The following is a 17,435-nucleotide window of genomic DNA, read 5'->3' as shown; positions in this document are numbered from 1 at the left end:
AGCCAGCGTGCTCTGGGCTCTGCTCCGTGACGGACGAGTCTTCACCCCCGTCCTGCCGCTCACGCAGGCGGCTTGACTTCGTCATTGAGACTCCTCGGTGGGCGGGTCCGGACCGGTGGGCGGTCCGGTGGAGCGGGGCTCGTCCCAGTCTTGGCCCGGCCACGGCCGTGAGAGCAAGGAAACATGCCGTTCCGGCAAGAGGATGAGAGGCGCGGGCGTCCGAGCCCGAGCGCGCCCGTGCCGGGTGTGCGGCCCGGGGCCCGTCCGGGCGTGACGGGCGTCTCGGGAGGCTCCCTGGCGCCAGAAAACTAACGGCGCTAGTTTGGGCGGGTGCGACGTGTGCCCGCGCCGCACGGCTTCGGCGTTCCGCACAGCACGTCCGGGAGGAAACAGCCATGAAGGCCCATGACCAGATGTACATCGACGGTGCGTGGCGGCCCGCCGTCGGCCAGGACACGATCGCGGTCGTGAACCCGGCCGACGAGCAGGTCATCGCCCACGTACCGGCGGGGACGGCCGAGGACGTCGACGCGGCGGTGCGCGCCGCCCGCGCCGCCTTCCCGGCCTGGGCCGCGACCCCGCCCGCCGAGCGGGCCGCCCGGCTCACCGCCCTGGCCGACGCCCTGGCCGCCCGCAAGGACGTGATGGCCGAGACCATCACGGCCGAGCTGGGCTCGCCGCTGCCCCTGTCGCAGATGGTGCACGCCGGCGTGCCCGTGCTGGTGGCCGCCTCGTACGCCGAACTGGCCGCCCGCCACGCCTTCGAGGAGCGGATCGGCAACTCCACCGTGCTGCTGGAGCCGGTCGGCGTGGTCGGCGCGATCACCCCCTGGAACTATCCGCTCCACCAGATCGTCGCCAAGGTGGCCCCCGCGCTCGCCGCGGGCTGCACCGTCGTCCTCAAGCCCGCCGAGGACACCCCGCTCACCGCCCAGCTGTTCGCGGAGGCCACCGAGGCGGCCGGCCTGCCGCCCGGCGTCTTCAACCTCGTCACCGGCCTCGGGCCGGTCGCGGGACAGGCGCTGGCCGCCCACGAGGACGTCGACCTGGTCTCGTTCACCGGCTCCACCGCCGTGGGACGGCAGATCGGAGCCACGGCCGGGGCCGCCGTCAAGCGCGTCGCACTGGAGCTGGGCGGCAAGTCCGCCAACGTGATCCTGCCCGGCGCGGACCTCGCCAAGGCGGTCAACGTCGGCATCGCCAACGTCATGGCCAACTCGGGCCAGACGTGCAGCGCCTGGACCCGGATGCTGGTGGACGCCGAGAGGTACGACGAGGCCGTGGAGCTCGCGGCGAACGCCGTCACGAAGTACGTGCCCGGGGAGCGGGTCGGCCCGCTCGTCAACGCCAAGCAGCAGGCGCGGGTGCGCGGTTACATCGCGAAGGGCGTCGAGGAGGGCGCCCGGCTGATCGCGGGCGGCCCGGATGCCCCGCGGGAGACCGGCTACTACGTCAGCCCGACCGTCTTCGCCGACGTCACCCCGGACATGACGATCGCCCGCGAGGAGATCTTCGGCCCGGTGGTCTCGATCCTGCGGTACGAGGACGTGGACGACGCCCTGCGGATCGCCAACGACACCGTCTACGGGCTCGCCGGAGCCGTGTGGGCCGCCGACGACGAGGAGGCGGTGGCCTTCGCCCGCCGGATGGACACCGGACAGGTCGACATCAACGGCGGCCGGTTCAACCCGCTGGCCCCGTTCGGGGGCTACAAGCAGTCGGGGGTGGGACGCGAGCTGGGGCCGCACGGTCTGGCGGAGTACCTCCAGACCAAGTCGCTCCAGTTCTGATCCCCGCAGCCGCCCTTCCCGCTGTCCGCCGTTCCCGTAACCGTTCGACCCCCGTACCGTCCGAGAAGCCGCTCACCGAGGAGCTTGTTCGTGGTCCGCGCCGCCGTACTGCCCGCCGTCGGAGCTCCGCTGGAGATCACCGACATCGTCCTGCCGGAGCCCGGCCCCGGCCAGGTGCGTATCGCGCTCGTCGCCGCCGGGGTCTGCCACTCCGACCTCTCCCTGTCCAACGGCACGATGCGCGTCCCGGTGCCCGCCGTCCTCGGCCACGAGGGCGCCGGCCGGGTCCTGTCGGTCGGCGAGGGCGTCACCCATGTGGCCCCCGGCGACGGCGTGGTCCTCAACTGGGCCCCCTCCTGCGGGGTGTGCTTCCACTGCGGGATCGGCGAGGTGTGGCTCTGCGCGGACGCCCTGAAGGGGATGGCCAACCTCCACGCCCGTACGCCGGACGGCGCCGACCTGCACCCCGGTCTGAACGTCGGGGCCTTCGCGGAGGAGACCGTCGTCGCCGCCAACTGCGTGCTGCCGGCGCCCGACGGCGTCCCGCTCACCGACGCCGCCCTCCTCGGCTGCGCGGTCCTGACCGGCTACGGGGCGGTCCACCACAGTGCGCGGGTCCGCGAGGGCGAGAGCGTCGTCGTCTTCGGGATCGGCGGCGTCGGTCTCGCCGTGCTCCAGGCGGCCCGGATCGCGGGCGCGTCCCGGATCATCGCCGTCGACGTCTCCCCGGCCAAGGAGGAGCTGGCCCGGCAGGCCGGGGCGACCGACTACGTCGTCGCCTCCGCCACCACCCCGCGCGAGATCCGCAAGCTGACCGGGGGCCGGGGCACGGACGTCGCCGTCGAGTGCGTCGGCCGGCCCGCGACCATCCGGGCCGCCTGGGAGTCCACCCGGCGCGGCGGGCGCGCCACGGTCGTCGGAATCGGCGGCAAGGACCAGGAAGTCACCTTCAACGCCCTGGAGATCTTCCACTGGGGCCGGTCCCTGACGGGCTGCGTCTACGGCAACAGCGACCCGGCCCGCGACCTGCCCGCCCTCGCGGACCACATCCGGGCGGGCCGCTTCGACCTGTCGATGATGGTCACCGAGCACATCGCCCTGGACGGCATCCCCGCCGCCTTCGACAACATGATCGCGGGCAAGGGCGGCCGCGCTCTGGTGATGTTTTAGGGCGTGTCCGGCGGGCCCGGTCAAGATCCGTCGGACACGCCGTAGGGCTTCGGGAAGCTCACCCGGCCGCAGGCCCCGGCGTGCCCGGCCCCCGGCCCGTCCCGGGCCCTGCGACCCCGCCCCGGCCCGACCCCGGCCCGGGCGGGCGGGGGTTCCCGGGGCGGGCGGGGGTTCCCCGGCGCACCGGGGCTCGCGGGCCGTCCGGAAGGCGGTCCGGGGGGTGGCCTTCCGGACCGGCTTCCGAACCGCCCATTGCGAGGAATCTCCGACTCGGGTCACTGGGCCCGTTCCGCCGGTTCCGCCCGGCGCTCCTCCACCGTGCCGGCTGCCTCCGGCGGCGCGGCCGGAACTCCGCCCGCGGGGTCCGCTCCCCGACGGCTCCGGGAGACCGCCACTCCGGCCAGGCACAGGGCCCCGCCGGCGACGCCGAGCAGGGTCGGCACCTCGTCCAGGGCCACCCACGCCATGACCACGACCAGCGCCGGAACTGCGTACGTGGTCGCGCCCATCCGGCCCGCGGTGGTCCGGGCCAGCGCGTAGCCCCAGGTGGTGAAGGCCAGCGCGGTCGGGAAGACGCCCAGGTAGACCATGTTCAGGGTGGCGGACAGCGGCGCGTCGGCGGCCTCGGAGACCAGCACCCCGGTGAACGGCAGGCAGGCCACGGCCCCGATCAGGCACCCGAAGGTGTTGATCTGGAGCGAGGAACCGTGCGCGAGGGCCGGCTTCTGGCTCACCACGCCCAGCGCGTACACCACCGCGGCCAGCAGGCACAGTGCGACGCCCAGCACGGACGAGCCGCCGTGCCCGGACATCGCGAGGCCGACGACGACCGCGCCCGAGAAGGAGATGCCCATCCCCAGCAGCAGCCGGCGGGGCAGCCCCTCGCCGAGCATCCGGGCGCCGAGCAGGGCCATCAGGATCGGCCCGATGTTCACGAGCATCGCCGCCGTGCCGGCGTCGACCTCCTGCTCGCCCCAGTTGAGCGCCACCATGTAGAGCCCGAACCACAGCACGCCCGAGGTGACGATCCCCCGCCAGGCGCCCCGCCCCGGCAGCCCCTCCCGACGGACGAGCAGGATCAACCCGAGCACCAGCGCGCCCGTCGCCAGCCGTCCGAGGGCCAGCGCGCCGGGGGAGTAGACCTCGCCCGCACTGCGGATCGAGACGAAGGCGGAGGCCCACAGCACGACGGTGGTGCAGGCGGCGGCGGGGGCGCGCCAGCGGTGGGTCGGTGGGGAGAGGGGGATCGGTGCCGGGGTCGTCGTCATGGCCACGACCGTAGATCCGGAACGCTTCGGCCCCCACCGAATTGTCGAGGACCGTCAATCGACGGCCGGTCCGGCGTCGGAGGACGGGCCCTGTACGCGGCCGTCCAGCGACGCGGGCTCGACGCCCAGCAGCTCCGACAGCGCCCGCAGCCCGGACGGAGTCGCCCGCACGGCCCGCCCCGACCCGAACCGCTCGCACCAGCCGGACCTCAGGACATGCGCGCACAAGGCCGCGCCCGCCGCCCCCGCGAGGTGCGGCCGCCGTTCCGTCCAGTCCAGGCAGCCGCGCGCCAGGGGCCGCCCGGCGGACCGGTCCAAGGGGATGCCGAGCGCGCCGAACCAGTCCAAGCCCGCCTCGGTCAGCGCGAACCCGGTGTCCTGGCGCAGCAGCCCCCGGGCGGTCATCGCCTCGGTGATCCGGATGCCGAGCCGTCCGGCGAGATGGTCGTAACAGGTACGCCCCCGGGCCAGCGCGCCGCTCACGCTCGCCGCCCGCAGGGAGCGCGGCCGTTCCGGGGCTTCGGGCGCCGCGTGGGAGACCAGGCTCTCCACCAGGTGAGCGATCCGCTCGTCGGTCAGCCGGACATAGCGGTGACGGCCCTGCCGCTCCTCGGTGAGCAGCCCGCCCGTGACCAGCCGGCCCAGGTGCTCGCTGGCGGTGGACGGGGCGACGGAGGCGTACCGGGCCAGCTCGCCGGCGGTCCAGGCCCGTCCGTCGAGCAGGGCCAGGCAGAAGGAGGCGCGGGTCTCGTCCGCGAGGAGGGCGGCCAGCGCGGCGAGTCGCGGGGCCGCGGCGTCGTGCGGCAGCGGTCGTGGTCGCGGGGAACGGTCCATGGGTCCAGCGTGCGTCAGCGACGGTTCGGCGTCGGCCGAACCGTTTCCGCCGGCCGTGCGTACTGCTCGTACTGGAGGGCCAGACCGTCCAGCAGAGCCCGCAGCCCGGTCTCGAAGGCCCCTTCGTCGACCTGGCGGCGGTGGTCTGCCAGCAGATGGGCCTGGCCGAGGTGCGGGTAGTCGGCGGGGTCGTAGGCGCTCTCGTCGTCGACGAACCCCCCGGCGAAGGAGCCCAGCGCCGAACCGGTGATGAAGTAGCGCATCAGGGCCCCGATCCGGGTGGCCTGGGCGGGCGGCCAGCCCGCGCCGGTCATCGCCCCGAACACCGCGTCGGCGACCCGCAGCCCGGCCGGGCGCCGGCCGGGTCCCCGGGCGAGGACCGGGACGATGTGCGGGTGGGCGGCGAGAGCGGCCCGGTAGGAGAGCGCCCAGTCGTGCAGGGCCTGACGCCAGTCGCGTGGGTCCGACTCCTCGAACATCGACAGATCGACCTGTACGGAGACCGCGTCGGCTACGGCGTCGAGGATCTCCTCCTTGTTGCGGAAGTGGTTGTAGAGCGAGGGGCCGCTGACCCCGAGGACGGCCGCCAGGCGGCGTGTGGAGACGGCGTCGAGCCCTTCGGAGTCCACGAGTGCGCTCGCCGCCCCGACGATGCGGTCTCTGCTGAGGAGGGGCTTGCGCGGTCGGGCCATGCGGCTCATAGTAGGCCCTGCGAACCAGAAACTAGCAGTGCTAATTAATGTGCCCTCGCAGGGCGCTCGGGAGAGGCAGTGGGTGGCGCACGATGGACCTGACGCTCAGCGAGGAGCAGGAAGCCGTCCGGAAGCTGGCCGAGGACTTCGTCGTCCGCGAGGTCACCCCGCACGTCGTCGCGTGGGACCGTGCCGAGAACGTCGACCAGTCGATCGTCAGGAAGCTCGGGGACCTCGGCTTCCTCGGTCTGACCGTCCCCGAGGAGTACGGCGGCTCCGGCGGCGACCACCTGTCCTACTGCCTGGTCACCGAGGAGCTGGGGCGCGGCGACTCCTCGGTGCGCGGCATCGTCTCCGTGTCGCTCGGGCTCGTGGCCAAGACCATCGCGTCCTGGGGGAGCGAGGAGCAGAAGCGGCAGTGGCTGCCCCGGCTGACGGCGGGCGAGGCGGTCGGCTGCTTCGGCCTCACCGAGCCCGGCACCGGATCGGACGCCGGGAACCTCACCACCAGGGCCGTGCGCGACGGCGGTGACTACGTCGTCAACGGCACCAAGATGTTCATCACCAACGGCACCTGGGCCGATGTCGTCCTGCTCTTCGCGCGGACGAACGACGCCCCCGGCCACCGGGGCGTCTCCGCCTTCCTCGTCCCCGCCGACGCCCCGGGCCTCACCCGCCGCACCATCCACGGAAAGCTCGGCCTGCGCGGCCAGGCCACCGCCGAGCTGGTCCTCCAGGACGTCCGGATACCGGCCGGGGCCCTCCTCGGCCCCGAGGGCAAGGGCTTCTCCATCGCCATGTCCGCCCTGGCCAAGGGGCGCATGTCCGTCGCGGCGGGCTGCGTGGGCATCGCGCAGGCCGCCCTGGACGCGGCCGTGCGCTACGCCGGCGAGCGTGAACAGTTCGGCAAGACCATCGCCCGCCACCAGCTCGTCCAGGAACTGCTCAGCGACATCGCCGTGGACGTGGACGCGGCCCGGCTGCTGACCTGGCGGGTCGCCGACCTGGTCGACCGGGGCCAGGAGTTCGCCACCGCCGCGTCGAAGGCCAAGCTCTACGCCTCCGAGGCCGCCGTCCGCTGCGCCAACAACGCCCTCCAGGTCTTCGGCGGCTACGGATACATCGACGAGTACCCGGTCGGCAAACTGCTGCGGGACGCCCGTGTGATGACGCTCTACGAGGGCACCAGCCAGATCCAGAAGCTGATCATCGGCCGCGCGCTGACGGGCGTCTCCGCGTTCTGACGGGCGTCTCGGCGTTCCGGCGGGTGTCTCGGCGTTCCGACGCGTCTCCGGGTTCCGACGCGTCTCCGGGTTCCGACGGGCATGGGTTCGCACGGATGTCTGAGTACCGGCATGAGTACGGGCGCGGGTGTGGCGTGCGCCATGACGGCGGATGCTGAACCCATGAGCGACACGACTTCCGTCAAGCAGCAGAGCACCGCCGCCTTCTACGGCCAGGCCGTCGCCTCCTTCCTGGTGGCGATGGGCGCGGTGGCCCTCGGGATCTTCTTCCTCGACGCCGACGGCTGGGTGCGCGGCTTTCTCGCCATCGGCGTGCTCTACCTCGTCACGTCCTGCTTCACGCTGGCCAAGGTGATCAGGGACCGCGAGGAGGCGGGGCAACTCGTCAGTCGCGTGGACCAGGCCCGGCTGGAGAAGATCCTCGCCGAGCACGACCCCTTCCAGAAGCTCTGACCGGCACGATCGGCAGGACACCCCCTAAGCGCTTGCTCAGGTTCGGGGTATGGTGTTCGTCCTGCTGACGAAGAGGGGTTTTGGGTGATGTGTGCGGCGGAGGAGACGAGCGGCGAGGACGCGCCGTGGGGCGAGGTCACTCCCGAGGCGGCCAGACGGCTCCTCGTCGCCGCCGTGGACGCCTTCGCCGAGCGCGGGTACCACGCGACCACCACCCGTGACATCGCCGGCCGGGCCGGGATGAGTCCGGCCGCGCTCTACATCCACTACAAGACCAAGGAAGAGCTGCTCCACCGGATCAGCAAGATCGGCCACGAGCGGGCGCTGCACCTCCTCGACGCCGAGGCCGACCGGGACGGCACGGCGGCGGAACGGCTCGCCGAGGCCGTCCGCTCCTTCGTCCGCTGGCACGCGGAGCGGCACACCACCGCCCGGGTCGTGCAGTACGAGCTCGACGCCCTCGGCGAGGAGCACCGCACCGAGATCGTCGCGCTGCGGCGCCGGAGCGACGCGGTGGTGCGCCGGATCATCGGCGAGGGGGTGCGGGACGGGGAGTTCGACGTCCCCGACGTCCCCGGCACCACGCTCGCGGTGCTGTCGCTCTGCATCGACGTGGCCCGCTGGTTCAACGCCCAGGGCAGCCGTACGCCCGACGAGGTCGGCGAACTGTACGCGGACCTCGTGCTGCGGATGGTCGGGGCCCGGCAGGTCGAGAAGCGGTAGCCGGGCACGGGCCGGGCGGACCGGTTCGGCAGCGCCGGCCGGTTCGGGAGCCACCGGCCGGTCCGGGAGCCACCGGCCGGTCCGGAGGCGTCGGCCGGTCCGGGGGCGTCGGCCCGGTTCACCGGCGCGCCCGCGGGGGCGGGGCGCGCGAGCCGCGCCCGGCCGGAGGGGCCGGCCGGTTCAGAAGTAGTAGCGGGACACCGACTCGGCGACACAGGCCGGCTTCTCGCTGCCCTCGCGCTCGACCGTGACGACCGCCGTGACCTGCACGCCGCCGCCGACCTCCTCGACCTCGCGGAGCACCGCGGTGGCCCGCAGCCGCGAGCCGACCGGGACGGTCGAGGGGAAGCGGACCTTGTTGGTCCCGTAGTTGATGCCCATCTTCATGCCCTCGACCCGCATCACCTGCGGCACCAGCGCGGGCAGCAGCGAGAGCGTCAGATAGCCGTGCGCGATGGTCGTGCCGAACGGCCCGTCCTTCGCCCGCTCCGGGTCCACGTGGATCCACTGGTGGTCGCCGGTCGCCTCGGCGAACCGGTCGATCCTGTCCTGTTCGACCTCCAGCCAGTCGCTGTGTCCCAGCTGCTCACCCACTCCGTCCCGCAGCTCCCGCGCGGACGTGTAGATCCTCGGCTCTGCCATGTTTCCGGTCCCTGCCTTCCGGCTCGGCGCACCCTCCGGCGCGATGTCTAAGCGCTTGCTCAGCATCGTTGTGCGGCGCGTTCCTGTCAACGACGTGGCAGTAGGTTTGAGGGGTGCCACAGATTCCGCAGACACTCCACGAACTCTCGGTCGGCCAGCTCTCGGCGCGCAGCGGCGCCGCCGTCTCGGCCCTGCACTTCTACGAGGCCAAGGGCCTGATCAGCAGCAGCCGCACCAGCGGCAACCAGCGCCGCTACTCCCGGGACGCGTTGCGTCGGGTCGCCTTCGTCCGGGCGGCGCAGCGCGTCGGCATTCCGCTGGCCACGATCCGGGACGCGCTCGCCGAACTGCCCGATGAGCGCACGCCGGACCGCGCGGACTGGGCCCGCCTTTCCGAGGCATGGCGCAAGGAACTGGACGAGCGCATCGAGCAGTTGCACCGGTTGCGCGACCATCTGACCGACTGCATCGGGTGCGGCTGTCTGTCGCTGGAAACCTGTGTGCTGTCCAACCCCGACGACATCAACGGCGAGCGGATCACCGGCTCCCGGCTGATGCCCCAGCGGTCCGAGAAGCCGGCGAAGCCGTAGTTCCCGGGGTGTGCGGACCTGGCCTCACGCCGCTGTAGCGGCCGGCCTCCGGTGCCGTGGCAGGCGCGCCCTCGCGAGCGTGCGGTCGGTCAGTGCGGGACGGGGCACCGCGATTCCGCAGCCCGTGCACACCGGACCGCCCCACGGCTCCTCGGTCCGGTCCTGCCGCCACTCGATGCCGGTGCCCGCGCAGACCGGGCAGGCGGATCCGGGGCCCGTGCCGAGAGCCGCGATCAGACGGCGCAGGACCTCGGCGAGCGGCTCGGTGGGATGGAGCCCGGGGTCGGGGCAGCGGGCCACACCGTGGCCGCCCCAGGTGCGGCGGTGCCAGTCGTCGAACGTGCCGGGCCGTCGCAGCCCCGCGTGCTTCTCGCGTCGCCGCCGCTCGGCGAACCCCGCCTCGTAGGCGAGCCAGACGGCCCGCGCCTCCTCCAGCTCGTCCAGCGCGCGCACCAGGCGCACCGGGTCGGGCTCCCGGTCCTCGGGGCCGATCCCGTGCCGGGCGCACAGGTGGTCCCAGGTCGCCCGGTGCCCGTACGGGGCGAACCTCTCCAAACACTTGCGCAGCGAATACCGCCGCAGGGCCAGATCCCCCAGCGGATCGCGTACCTGTCTCGCCAGACTCCGGAAACCGGCCATGTCCCCGCCACCTCCGTCGCTCGTCCTCGGACGTCGAGGAATGGACGTACGCCTGCCCGTTTCGGCTCCATCGAAAGATGGGATCCGTCCATTGGCCGAGACTCCCCATGTGGGACGGGGTGCCACGGGCGGAAGCGGAGCGGCGCGCGGGCGGGTGGTGCGGGGGCGTGCGCTCCTCGCGGCCTGCCCGAAATCCGCTGGCGCGTCACGGGACCGTGCGGTTGGGTTCCCCCATGACAGCAGTTCACCCGCGCCTGGAAAAGGTCACCCCCGAGACCGTGCTCGCCGCCTGTCGGCTGGAAGTCGCGCCCGAGCAGCGCGGGTTCGTCTCCCCGGTCGCGCAGTCCCTGGCCGAGGCGTATGTGCATCCCGACATCGCCTGGCCCCGGCTGATCCGCGACGGTGAGCGCGTCGTCGGCTTCGTGATGGCCTTCTTCGACGTGCGGTTCGACTTCGACGCCGGGGTTCGAGACGCCCCGCTCCGCTCCGGGCTCTGGCGGCTCGCCGTCGCCGCCGGAGAGCAGGGCCGGGGGTACGGGAGGTTCGCCGTGGGGGCGGTCAACGAGGAGATCCGCCGGCGGGGCGGGACACGCTCGACCGTGACGTGGCACCCCGGTGAGGGCGGACCGGAGGAGTTCTACCTCCGGCTCGGCTACCGCAAGCGGGGCCTCACCGAGGACGGCGAGTACCTGGGCGACCTGGACCTGGCCGGCTGAACCGCCGACCGGCCGGGCCGCCGACCGGATCGCGGACCGGGCCGCTGGCCCGACCGCCGGCCGCCGATCGCGCGACCGCGCGACCGTGCGGCTGACCGGCTGACCGGCTGACCGGCCGGCCCCGAGGTCCTGGGCCGGCCTGGCGGGTCCGGACTCAGGGCCGCCCCCCCCGCCGCTATCCGCCGTACCGCAGATACCTCCGCCGCTTCGCCCGGAACGCCGACAGGTCCCGCTGCCACGCCCGTACGACCGTGTCGGTGTCCGCGCCCGCGTCGATCATCGTGCGGACCCGGGTGTTCCCGGTGAGCTTGTCGATCCAGTTGTCCGGCCGCCAGGCGAAGCCGCTCCACGTCCGCTTCGCCGTCACCAGCAGGGCGATCCCCGTGCGGACCGGGTCGAAAACCTCCCGGTCCTGGACGTGCACCTGCACCCCGCCCACCGTCTTCCCCGCGAACTTGGAGAACACCGGCGCGAAGTACGCCTCCCGGAAGGCCACCCCGGGCAGCTCCAGGGCGTTCGCGGCGGCCGCCCAGCGGTGGTCGACGCCCTCCGCGCCCAGCAGCTCGAAGGGGCGTGTGGTGCCCCGCCCCTCGGAGAGGTTCGTGCCCTCGAAGAGGCAGGTGCCGGAGTAGACGAGAGCCGTCTCGGGCGTCGGCATGTTCGGGCTCGGCGGCACCCACGGCAGCCCGGTCCCGTCGAAGAAGTCCGAGCGCCGCCACCCCGACATCGTGACCACGTCCAGCCGCACCGGGTTCTCGTGCAGGAACTCCGCGTTGAAGAAGAGGGCCAGCTCCGCCACCGTCATGCCGTGCGCCTGGGCGATCTCCCGGCGGCCGACGAACGTGGCGAACGCCGGGTCCAGCACCGGGCCCAGGGCCGCCCGCCCGGACACCGGGTTAGGCCGGTCCAGTACGACGAGGCGCTTGCCGGCGAGCGCCGCCGCCTCCATGCAGTCGTACAGCGTCCAGATGTACGTGTAGAAGCGCGCGCCCGCGTCCTGGATGTCGAAGACGACGGTGTCCACGCCCGAGGCGGTGAAGATGTCCGCGAGCGGCTGCCCGCTCTTGAGATACGTGTCGTAGACGGGGAGCCCGGTCGCCGGGTCGTCGTAGCGTCCCTCGGAGCCGCCCGCCTGCGCGGTCCCCCGGAACCCGTGCTCCGGGCCGAAGACGGCGGTCAGATCCACCCGGGAGTCGGGATGCATCACATCGACGATGTGCCGCACCTCCGCGGTGATGCCGGTCGGGTTGGTGACGATCCCGACCTTCTGGCCCCGCAGCAGCCGGTAGCCGTCGTCCGCCAGCCGGTCGAAGCCGGTACGCACCCGGCCGCGCCCGGGTCCGGAGCCGCGCCCGGGTCCGGCCGACGCCGCGGCCGAACCGGCGCCGGCCGCCGTCGCCGCGAGCGCTCCCACGGCGCCTCCCGCGGCCAGCACACCACGTCTGGACAGGCTCATTCCGCTACCTCCATGATCGCGCCGACTGTCATGGCCACGCACGCTAGCGCGGGCCGGGCCCGCGCGGAACGACCTGAGTCGCGCCGATTCCCCGAGGGGGCGCCCAGGGCGTGTCCCGGACTCTTCCCGGACCCCCTCCGAGTCCCCTCCGAACCCCTCCCGCCCTCCCGCCACGGCTTGCCCCCCGGGCTCCTTCCGGAATCTTCCCGGCCTGCGTCCGGCCTGCGTCCGGGCTTCTCCCGGGGTGCCCGTCCGGCTCGTTCACGACCCTTCCCCGATCACATACCGACCGGTTAGTCTGCCGGTGCAGCCGGATGGAAGGGCGGGATGACGATGGGTACGGTGCAGGGCGCCGGCGTAGTGGTCACAGGGGCCGGAGGCGGCATCGGAGCCGCGCTGGCCCGCAGATTCGCCGCCGGGGGAGCGCGGGTCGTCGTCAACGACCTCGACCTCGCGCGGATCGAGCCGCTCGCGCGGGAGATCGGCGGTTTCGCCGTCGCGGGGGACGCCTCCGGGATCGTGGAGGCGGCCCGCCAGGCGCTGGACGGCACGGTGGACGTCTACTGCGCCAACGCGGGCCTGGCCTCGCCCGGCGACGTGTTCGCCGAGGAGGAGGTCTGGGAAGCCGCCTGGGACGTCAACGTCATGGCTCACGTCCGCGCGGCCAAGGCCCTCCTCCCGGACTGGCTGGAGCGCGGCAGCGGCCGGTTCGTCACCACCGCCTCCGCCGCCGGGCTGCTGACGATGATCGGCGCGGCCCCCTACAGCGTCACCAAGCACGGGGCGGTCGCCTTCGCCGAGTGGCTCTCGCTCACCTACCGCCACCGCGGGGTCAAGGTGCACGCCATCTGTCCCCAGGGCGTGCGCACCGACATGCTCACCGCCGCCGGCTCGGCCGGTGAACTGGTCCTCGCTCCCGGTGCCATCGAGCCGGATGCCGTCGCCGACGCCCTGTTCGAGGCGATGGACGCCGACCGCTTCCTGGTCCTGCCGCATCCCGAGGTGGCCGACTACTACCAGGCCCGCGCGGCCGATCCCGACCGGTGGATGGGCCGGATGAACCGCCTCCAGCAGAAGTGGGAGGCGGGCAGCGCATGAGCGACCCGACCCCCGACGCTCCGGCCCCCGGCGCTCCGACCTCCGGCGCTCCGGCCCCCGGCGCCTCGCCGCCCAGCGGCTCGGTCTACGCGGCCAAGCCGTGGCTCGCCCTGCTCAGCGACGCCCAGCGCGCCCCCGTCGCGCCGCCCCCGACCGTGCTGCACGCCTTCCGGGCCGCCGTCGGGCGCGCGCCCGAGCGCCCGGCCCTGGCCTACTTCGACGGCCGCCTCAGCTACCGCGTGACCGACGAGCTGTCCGACTCGGTGGCCGGGTACCTCGTCGCCCGGGGGCTGCGCCCCGGCGACCGGGTCGCGATCATGCTCCAGAACAGCCCGCACTTCGTCCTCGCGCTGCTCGGCGCCTGGAAGGCGGGCGCGACGGTCGTCCCGCTCAATCCGATGTACAAGTCGGGCGAAGCCGGTCACGTCCTCGCGGACGCCGGAGTCACCGCGCTGATCTGCTCGGACCGGGCCTGGGAGGCGTATCTCCGGGACACCGCGGCGGCGGCCCCGGACCTCGCGATCGCCCTCACCGCCTGCGAACTGGACTTCCAGACCGCGAACGACCCCCGCGTCCTCGGTTTCGAACGGCTCCCGGCCCCCCGTCCCGACGACCTCGCGGACGACCTGCTGGCCGCCGCCCGCGCCGGGAACCCGGCCCCGGCGACCCGGGAGCCCACCGCCGCCGACATCGCGCTGATCAGCTACACCTCCGGAACCAGCGGCACCCCCAAGGGCGCGATGAACGCCCACGGCAACATCATGGTCAACGCCGAACGCCAGCGCACCGGGCACCCGGTCCCCGAGGGCGCCGCCTACTTCGCCCTCGCCCCGCTCTTCCACATCACCGGCATGGTCTGCCAGCTCGCCGCCTGTCTCGCCAACGCGGGAACCCTCGTCCTGGCCTACCGCTTCGAGCCGGGCGTCGTCCTCGACGCCTTCGCCGCCCACCGCCCCGCCTACACCGTCGGCCCGTCCACCGCCTTCATGGCCCTGGCCGCGCACCCGGACGTCACCCCGGACCACTTCGCCTCGTTCCGGGTGATCTCCTCCGGCGGCGCGCCCCTGCCGCCCGCGCTCGTGGAGAGGTTCCGCGCGGGCTTCGGCCCGTATCTCCGCAACGGCTACGGCCTCACCGAGTGCACCGCCCCCTGCGCCTCCGTCCCGCCCGAGCACGAGGCCCCCGTCGACCCCGTCTCGGGCACGCTCTCCGTCGGCGTCCCCGGCCCCGACACCGTCGTGCGGATCCTCGACGAGGCGGGCCGGGAGGTGCCCTTCGGACAGCAGGGCGAGATCGCGGTGCGCGGTCCCCAGGTCGTCTCCGGCTACTGGAACCTCCCCGAGGCCACGGCCGCCGCCTTCCCGGACGGCGAGCTGCGCACCGGCGACATCGGTTTCATGGACCCGGCGGGCTGGCTGTACGTCGTGGACCGCAAGAAGGACATGATCAACGCCTCCGGGTTCAAGGTGTGGCCCCGCGAGGTGGAGGACGTCCTCCACACCCACCCGGCGGTGCGCGAGGCGGCCGTCGTGGGCGTCCCCGACCCGTACCGGGGGGAGACCGTCCGGGCGTACGTGAGCCTGCGCCCGGGGGCCGCCGTGGAGCCCGGCGAGCTGGGCGCGTACTGCGAGGCACGGCTCGCCGCGTACAAGTATCCGCGCGAGGTGGAGATCCTGGCCGAGCTGCCGAAGACGGCGAGTGGGAAGATCCTCAGGCGGGAACTGCGTTCCCCCCGGTAGAACGGCGTCGAAACAGCGCACGCACGGTATGAAAGGAAGGTGGCGGCTCATGGCCAAGGCGACGGACCAGAACGGCACTCCCGTCCCCCAACGGCTGCTGGCCGCCGCCACCCGGCTCTTCGCCGAGCGCGGGTACGACCGCACCTCGGTCCAGGAGATCGTCGAGGCGGCGGGCGTCACCAAGGGGGCGCTCTACCACTACTTCGGCTCCAAGGAGGACCTGCTCCAGGAGGTGTACGCCCGGGTGCTGCGGCTCCAGCAGGAGCGCCTGGACGCCTTCGCCGACGCCGAGGCGCCCATCGAGCAGCGGCTGCGCGACGCGGCGGCGGACGTGGTCGTCACGACCATCGACAACCTGGACGACGCGGCGATCTTCTTCCGCTCCATGCACCACCTGAGCCCCGAGAAGAACAAGCAGGTGCGCGTCGAGCGCCGCCGCTACCACGAGCGCTTCCGGGCGCTGGTCGAGGAGGGCCAGCGCAGCGGTGTGTTCTCCTCGGCCACCCCCGCCGACCTGGTCGTCGACTACCACTTCGGCTCGGTCCACCACCTCTCCACCTGGTACCGCCCGGACGGCCCGCTCAGCCGCCGGGAGGTCGCCGACCACCTCGCGGACCTGCTGTTGCGCGCCCTGCGCCCGTAGTCGGCTCCGGACCGGGGCACGGGCCACCCACTGGCCGACTCCGCCGCTCGGGGTGAGTCTGGATATATGTCGTATGTCCTGCCTCCCGATGAGGCGCCAGGGTTCGCAGGCGAACCACTGTTCGTTAATGGAACAGCTATGTCCGGTTTCCGCTCTTGACGGAGCACGGTCACTTCCTTGAGCATCGGTCACGCATTGCGCACCTCTGGGCCGTCTGTCCCGGCCCACGCTCCAGGACCCGGCCGGATCACCGTGCGGCCGGGGACCCCCCGCACGTTCCGTCAGTCCCCAACGGAATCCGGAGCCCGTGAATGAGACCGAACCGTTTCACCCTGCGCAGATCCCCGGCGGCCGCCCTGGCCGTCGCCCTCGCCGCCGTCCTCGGTACCGGCCTGCCGGCCGCCCAGGCGGCCGGGGCGCCGACGCCGGCAGCCGCCGCCGCGGCGCCCGACATCCCCCTGGCCAACGTCAAGGGGCACCTCACGCAGCTGTCGACGATCGCCGCGAACAACGGCGGCAACCGCGCCCACGGCCGCCCCGGCTACAAGGCGTCCGTCGACTACGTGAAGGCCAAGCTCGACGCCGCCGGATACACCACCACCATCCAGCAGTTCACCTCGGGCGGCGCCACCGGCTACAACCTGATAGCCGACTGGCCCGGCGGCGACCCGAACCAGGTCCTGATGGCCGGGGCCCACCTCGACTCGGTCTCCTCCGGCGCCGGGATCAACGACAACGGCTCCGGCTCGGCCGCCGTGCTGGAGACCGCCCTCGCCGTCTCCCGCGCCCAGTACCAGCCCGACAAGCACCTGCGGTTCGCCTGGTGGGGCGCCGAGGAGCTGGGCCTGATCGGCTCCAAGTACTACGTCAACAACCTGCCGACCGCCGAGCGTTCCAAGCTCTCCGGCTATCTCAACTTCGACATGATCGGCTCGCCCAACGCCGGCTACTTCGTCTACGACGACGACCCGGTCATCGAGAAGACCTTCAAGGACTACTTCGCCGGCCTGTCGGTCCCGACCGAGATCGAGACCGAGGGCGACGGCCGCTCCGACCACGCCCCCTTCAAGAACGTCGGCGTCCCCGTCGGCGGTCTCTTCACCGGTGCGGGCTACACCAAGTCGGCCGCCCAGGCGCAGAAGTGGGGCGGAACCGCCGGGCAGGCGTTCGACCGCTGCTACCACTCGTCCTGCGACACCACGAGCAACATCAACGACACTGCTCTGGACCGGAACAGCGACGCCGCCGCCCACGCGATCTGGACCCTGTCCTCCGGTACCGGCGAACCGCCCACCGACGGGGACGTGTTCAGCAACACCGCCGATGTCGCCATCCCGGACGCGGGAGCGGCGACGACCTCGTCGATCGCGGTCACCGGAAGGACGGGCAACGCCCCGTCCGCCCTCCAGGTGGGCGTCGACATCAAGCACACCTGGCGCGGCGACCTCGTCGTCGATCTGCTGGCGCCGGACGGCAGTGCGTACCGGCTGAAGAACTCCAGCAGCGGCGACTCCGCCGACAACGTCATCACGACGTACACGGTCAACGCCTCGGGCGAAGTGGCCAACGGAACGTGGAAGCTCCGTGTACAGGACGTCGCCCGCCAGGACACCGGCTACATCGACAGCTGGAAGCTCACCTTCTGACGAGCCCTCACCTCCGGCCGGCGCTCACCTCCCGGCCCTGGGTGAAACCCGGTGCGGCCCCCTCCTCCGGGAGAGGGCCGCACCGTCCCCGT

General features: G+C 73.0%; 17 protein-coding genes. 11 read left to right on the top strand and 6 right to left on the bottom strand.

What is annotated here, in order from left to right:
• The first annotated feature begins 395 nt into the window (after positions 1–395).
• Positions 396–1,790, top strand: coding sequence for an aldehyde dehydrogenase family protein (locus ACIQMU_RS30530; RefSeq protein WP_402690139.1), 1,395 nt, complete (start codon positions 396–398; stop codon positions 1,788–1,790).
• A 90-nt stretch (positions 1,791–1,880) separates the two neighbouring features.
• Positions 1,881–2,960, top strand: coding sequence for a Zn-dependent alcohol dehydrogenase (locus ACIQMU_RS30525; RefSeq protein WP_352243670.1), 1,080 nt, complete (start codon positions 1,881–1,883; stop codon positions 2,958–2,960).
• A gap of 275 nt (positions 2,961–3,235) precedes the next feature.
• Here ACIQMU_RS30525 and ACIQMU_RS30520 read toward each other — a convergent pair whose 3' ends face one another.
• From ACIQMU_RS30520 to ACIQMU_RS30510, 3 genes are read right to left on the bottom strand one after another with little or no spacing between them, the layout of a single operon-like run.
• Complete coding sequence (locus tag ACIQMU_RS30520) at positions 3,236–4,228, bottom strand: DMT family transporter (RefSeq protein WP_402690138.1); 993 nt, start codon at positions 4,226–4,228, stop codon at positions 3,236–3,238.
• A gap of 54 nt (positions 4,229–4,282) precedes the next feature.
• Entirely contained in the window at positions 4,283–5,062 is a 780-nt protein-coding gene (locus tag ACIQMU_RS30515) for an ArsR/SmtB family transcription factor (RefSeq protein WP_402690137.1), read from the bottom strand.
• A gap of 14 nt (positions 5,063–5,076) precedes the next feature.
• Positions 5,077–5,754 carry a TetR/AcrR family transcriptional regulator C-terminal domain-containing protein gene (locus tag ACIQMU_RS30510; RefSeq protein ID WP_352243673.1) on the bottom strand — a complete coding sequence of 226 codons (678 nt, stop codon included), beginning with the start codon at positions 5,752–5,754 and terminating at the stop codon, positions 5,077–5,079.
• Positions 5,755–5,846: 92 nt separating this feature from the next.
• Here ACIQMU_RS30510 and ACIQMU_RS30505 point away from each other — a divergent pair, with 92 nt between their 5' ends.
• The 3 genes from ACIQMU_RS30505 to ACIQMU_RS30495 all read left to right on the top strand — a co-directional run bounded on the left by ACIQMU_RS30505 (position 5,847) and on the right by ACIQMU_RS30495 (position 8,174).
• Positions 5,847–6,998, top strand: a complete 1,152-nt coding sequence (locus tag ACIQMU_RS30505) for an acyl-CoA dehydrogenase family protein (protein WP_352243674.1) — start codon at positions 5,847–5,849, stop codon at positions 6,996–6,998.
• Between the two features lie 162 nt (positions 6,999–7,160).
• Complete coding sequence (locus ACIQMU_RS30500) at positions 7,161–7,451, top strand: YiaA/YiaB family inner membrane protein (protein WP_352243675.1); 291 nt, start codon at positions 7,161–7,163, stop codon at positions 7,449–7,451.
• Positions 7,452–7,538: 87 nt separating this feature from the next.
• Positions 7,539–8,174 (top strand): TetR/AcrR family transcriptional regulator, encoded by a 636-nt coding sequence (locus ACIQMU_RS30495; RefSeq protein WP_352243676.1) that lies wholly within the window; start codon positions 7,539–7,541, stop codon positions 8,172–8,174.
• 180 nt (positions 8,175–8,354) lie between these two features.
• Here ACIQMU_RS30495 and ACIQMU_RS30490 read toward each other — a convergent pair whose 3' ends face one another.
• On the bottom strand, positions 8,355–8,816 hold the full coding sequence (locus ACIQMU_RS30490) for a MaoC family dehydratase (protein ID WP_352243677.1): 462 nt from the start codon (positions 8,814–8,816) through the stop codon (positions 8,355–8,357).
• Between the two features lie 113 nt (positions 8,817–8,929).
• Here ACIQMU_RS30490 and soxR point away from each other — a divergent pair, with 113 nt between their 5' ends.
• Positions 8,930–9,406, top strand: a complete 477-nt coding sequence (gene soxR / locus ACIQMU_RS30485) for a redox-sensitive transcriptional activator SoxR (RefSeq protein WP_352243678.1) — start codon at positions 8,930–8,932, stop codon at positions 9,404–9,406.
• Between the two features lie 24 nt (positions 9,407–9,430).
• Here the strand turns inward: soxR and ACIQMU_RS30480 are convergent, their stop codons facing one another.
• On the bottom strand, positions 9,431–10,045 hold the full coding sequence (locus ACIQMU_RS30480; protein ID WP_352243679.1) for a hypothetical protein: 615 nt from the start codon (positions 10,043–10,045) through the stop codon (positions 9,431–9,433).
• 233 nt (positions 10,046–10,278) lie between these two features.
• On the opposite strand from ACIQMU_RS30480, the gene ACIQMU_RS30475 reads away from it, so the two are divergent.
• A complete protein-coding gene (locus ACIQMU_RS30475; protein WP_352243680.1) occupies positions 10,279–10,761 on the top strand; it encodes a GNAT family N-acetyltransferase in 483 nt (160 codons plus the stop codon).
• A 175-nt stretch (positions 10,762–10,936) separates the two neighbouring features.
• Here the strand turns inward: ACIQMU_RS30475 and ACIQMU_RS30470 are convergent, their stop codons facing one another.
• Positions 10,937–12,217: a DUF1343 domain-containing protein gene (locus ACIQMU_RS30470; RefSeq protein WP_352243681.1), complete on the bottom strand. Its 1,281-nt coding sequence runs from the start codon at positions 12,215–12,217 to the stop codon at positions 10,937–10,939.
• A 327-nt stretch (positions 12,218–12,544) separates the two neighbouring features.
• Here ACIQMU_RS30470 and ACIQMU_RS30465 point away from each other — a divergent pair, with 327 nt between their 5' ends.
• The 4 genes from ACIQMU_RS30465 to ACIQMU_RS30450 all read left to right on the top strand — a co-directional run bounded on the left by ACIQMU_RS30465 (position 12,545) and on the right by ACIQMU_RS30450 (position 17,343).
• Entirely contained in the window at positions 12,545–13,315 is a 771-nt protein-coding gene (locus ACIQMU_RS30465) for an SDR family NAD(P)-dependent oxidoreductase (RefSeq protein ID WP_352243682.1), read from the top strand.
• Positions 13,312–15,054 (top strand): AMP-binding protein, encoded by a 1,743-nt coding sequence (locus ACIQMU_RS30460; protein WP_402690136.1) that lies wholly within the window; start codon positions 13,312–13,314, stop codon positions 15,052–15,054. The genes ACIQMU_RS30465 and ACIQMU_RS30460 overlap by 4 nt, the downstream gene beginning before the upstream one ends.
• A gap of 49 nt (positions 15,055–15,103) precedes the next feature.
• Positions 15,104–15,697 (top strand): TetR/AcrR family transcriptional regulator, encoded by a 594-nt coding sequence (locus tag ACIQMU_RS30455; RefSeq protein WP_352243684.1) that lies wholly within the window; start codon positions 15,104–15,106, stop codon positions 15,695–15,697.
• 311 nt (positions 15,698–16,008) lie between these two features.
• Entirely contained in the window at positions 16,009–17,343 is a 1,335-nt protein-coding gene (locus ACIQMU_RS30450; protein ID WP_402690135.1) for a M28 family metallopeptidase, read from the top strand.
• Positions 17,344–17,435 lie beyond the last annotated feature (92 nt).

Origin of the sequence: Streptomyces sp. NPDC091649, from assembly GCF_044756785.1 — a bacterium.
GTDB lineage: Bacteria > Actinomycetota > Actinomycetes > Streptomycetales > Streptomycetaceae > Streptomyces.
The sequence above is the reverse complement of the archived record's forward strand: the minus strand, read 5'-3'. Positions and strand labels throughout refer to the sequence as shown.

Coding starts and splice junctions, on each gene's coding strand:
- ACIQMU_RS30460 (WP_402690136.1), top strand. CDS start 13,312: ATGAGCGACCCGACCCCCGACGCTCCGGCCCCCGGCGCTCCGACCTCC.
- ACIQMU_RS30530 (WP_402690139.1), top strand. CDS start 396: ATGAAGGCCCATGACCAGATGTACATCGACGGTGCGTGGCGGCCCGCC.
- ACIQMU_RS30495 (WP_352243676.1), top strand. CDS start 7,539: ATGTGTGCGGCGGAGGAGACGAGCGGCGAGGACGCGCCGTGGGGCGAG.
- ACIQMU_RS30505 (WP_352243674.1), top strand. CDS start 5,847: ATGGACCTGACGCTCAGCGAGGAGCAGGAAGCCGTCCGGAAGCTGGCC.
- ACIQMU_RS30470 (WP_352243681.1), bottom strand. CDS start 12,217: ATGAGCCTGTCCAGACGTGGTGTGCTGGCCGCGGGAGGCGCCGTGGGA.
- ACIQMU_RS30515 (WP_402690137.1), bottom strand. CDS start 5,062: ATGGACCGTTCCCCGCGACCACGACCGCTGCCGCACGACGCCGCGGCC.
- ACIQMU_RS30480 (WP_352243679.1), bottom strand. CDS start 10,045: ATGGCCGGTTTCCGGAGTCTGGCGAGACAGGTACGCGATCCGCTGGGG.
- ACIQMU_RS30455 (WP_352243684.1), top strand. CDS start 15,104: ATGGCCAAGGCGACGGACCAGAACGGCACTCCCGTCCCCCAACGGCTG.
- ACIQMU_RS30520 (WP_402690138.1), bottom strand. CDS start 4,228: ATGACGACGACCCCGGCACCGATCCCCCTCTCCCCACCGACCCACCGC.
- ACIQMU_RS30500 (WP_352243675.1), top strand. CDS start 7,161: ATGAGCGACACGACTTCCGTCAAGCAGCAGAGCACCGCCGCCTTCTAC.
- ACIQMU_RS30490 (WP_352243677.1), bottom strand. CDS start 8,816: ATGGCAGAGCCGAGGATCTACACGTCCGCGCGGGAGCTGCGGGACGGA.
- ACIQMU_RS30510 (WP_352243673.1), bottom strand. CDS start 5,754: ATGGCCCGACCGCGCAAGCCCCTCCTCAGCAGAGACCGCATCGTCGGG.
- ACIQMU_RS30475 (WP_352243680.1), top strand. CDS start 10,279: ATGACAGCAGTTCACCCGCGCCTGGAAAAGGTCACCCCCGAGACCGTG.
- ACIQMU_RS30450 (WP_402690135.1), top strand. CDS start 16,009: ATGAGACCGAACCGTTTCACCCTGCGCAGATCCCCGGCGGCCGCCCTG.
- ACIQMU_RS30465 (WP_352243682.1), top strand. CDS start 12,545: ATGACGATGGGTACGGTGCAGGGCGCCGGCGTAGTGGTCACAGGGGCC.